Genomic DNA, 2,443 nt, shown 5'->3' on the forward strand with positions numbered 1-2,443 from the left:
GCACACTATTGAGTTCTCACACAACACACACCCACGAAGACAACCACCCCAACCAGGGCAACCACCACGTGAGCAGCAGAAGAAGACTCTACCTTCACTGCAAACACAAGTCAAACCGACCGTGAATACAAAGTAAACTCTCCCCCACATCACCACAACAAGCAATCACATCGCCCTGTCGCGCTGACCCCGGATACATTACACACACTTCACACATAAAGCGAACCCCCAGGTCACAATGACTTTCTTGGGTACTTTCGAGCTAATAGAAGACCATAACCCTAGAGTTTCACTTAAAGCTGTTCGGCAATGCGTTCGTTCACCGGCTTCTTACGCACACTCACGAGTTATCTCAGCAAAGTGACAAGTCTCGAGGCCTTCGTCGTAAAGCGAGATGGAGCGAAACCACCCCAATAGAAAGCTCCAGTGAGGAAAAGCTGGGCTAGGGAACTAAAGTCGAACTGTGACTACATCAACGAAGACCGATGCCCGGCCGGTCCATCCGGTCGATGAGTATCCGGGCCATGTGAAATTGCTTGTACTCGGCTTTCAACATGTGCTCGCCGCGTATGCAGGCGCGGTGGCAGTCCCGCTTTTCGTGGGCTGGGCACTTGTGGATGCCGGGCGTATGTCCCCATCCGATATTCCGCACCTAATTGCCGCGGACCTGTTTGTTGCCGGCATCGCCACCATCGTGCAGTCGGTGGGTATTTGGCGATTTGGTGTGCGGTTACCACTGATTCAGGGCTGTACCTTCTCTGCCGCCATTCCGATGGTCACTATCGGATCGCAATACGGCGTGCCCGCAATCTACGGTTCGGTGATTGCATCGGGCATTTTCATGATGCTCTTTGCACCGCTTTTTGCATCGCTTCTACGTCTATTTCCGCCGTTGGTCACTGGCACGGTGCTATTGATTATCGGTACGACGCTTATGCCAGTCGCAGCTGACTGGGTTGGTGGCGGTGCTGAAGTCAAGGACACTCCTGATTTCGGCACGCCCCAAAACTTGGCAGTAGCTGTGTTTGTGTTGGTCTTGATTCTCAGTATTGAGCGTTGGGCACCGGAATGGCTCGCCCGAATCGCCGTTCTAGTGGGCATGATTTCTGGGTTGCTGCTGTGCATTCCATTGGGAATGGTGGATTGGTCTGGGACTAAGGACTCACCAATCTTTGGGCTGACACATCCGTTCTACTTCGGCATGCCTGAGTTTGTCTTCTCGGCTGTATTTGCCATGTGCATTGTCTCGCTTGTGACTATGGTCGAGGCGACTGGAGATGTGCTTGCAATCGGTGAGATTACCGAGACCGAGATTGATAATCGCCGTATTGCCGACACACTGCGTGCCGACGGTGCTGCGACCGTGATCGGCGGTATTTTCAATACCTTCGAATACACGGCGTTTGCCCAGAACATCGGCGTCCTGTCCATCACGGGCGTGCGATCCCGATGGGTTACCGCAGCTGCAGGCGGAATGCTGCTGATTCTGGGACTGATTCCAAAGACGGCCGCTCTCGTTGCTGCTATCCCGGCTCCAGTTTTGGGAGGTGCCGGTATCGCCTTGTTCGGCATGGTCGCAGCATCCGGCGTCCGCACCCTATCCAAGGTTAAGTTCACTGAATCCAACGTGATCGTGGTTGGTATTCCGTTGGCACTGGCATTGCTTCCGGCTGTATCGCCCGAACTATTCTCCGGACTGCCGGCATGGGCACAAACGTTTATGGCCTCAGGAATCTGCGTAGGTTCCGTCGCAGCTATTATCTTGAACCTTTTGTTCAACACCGCCGACCGTGCACCGCACGCAGTTACTCCGAGCGCTCACGACACCTTCCGCGGAGGTATCAACTCTGAAGATAAGGACCACGACGGCTACGGCGACGTCCCGCCCGCTAAGCCAAGCAGTAATAACTAACTTCGGTACTTTGATTAGCGTGGCTGGATAGCTCAATCCCAGACCGCGCTGGCGTAATTAAATACAACACATTCCCGTATGGGCGCAGGCAATACCTCGCCCATACGGGATTTCCTTTTGGCGCGACCTTGGATGGCGCCGCGTTGTCTCGTAGGTAGGGCCTTAAGAATCAGGACGAATTCCAAATAAGCGTATGGATCCCTATTTGGACAGCTTGGCAGTAAAGCCCCATTGAAGCGCGGTATCTGCATGTCGGGATGAGTGGCTGTGGTAAACACAGAAGTGCAATAACTGAATCGGACATGCCAACAAGCTCAGTGCCAGAATTCGAGGAGCCTCCGACCGGTGTACTGCGCATCGGACCCTTCTAAGTACCCGCAATTAAGCCAAATCGGTAGCTACCCCGAGATATAAGCCACGACATTTGTCGATTAAATGTTGTTTACCCGTAGGTACAAAAGTGGGCCGCAGCACCCAACCCCACACAAGGGGCAAGGCAACCACGACCCACAAAACAAGATTATTATGCCG

General features: G+C 53.6%; 1 protein-coding gene. It reads left to right on the top strand.

Features of this window, described 5'->3' with window-relative positions:
• The first annotated feature begins 463 nt into the window (after positions 1–463).
• Positions 464–1,912 (top strand): nucleobase:cation symporter-2 family protein, encoded by a 1,449-nt coding sequence (locus tag QP995_RS10700; RefSeq protein WP_049189566.1) that lies wholly within the window; start codon positions 464–466, stop codon positions 1,910–1,912.
• The last annotated feature ends 531 nt before the right edge of the window (positions 1,913–2,443 follow it).

It is taken from the genome of Corynebacterium sp. MSK032 (assembly GCF_030232065.1).
GTDB lineage: Bacteria > Actinomycetota > Actinomycetes > Mycobacteriales > Mycobacteriaceae > Corynebacterium > Corynebacterium jeikeium_D.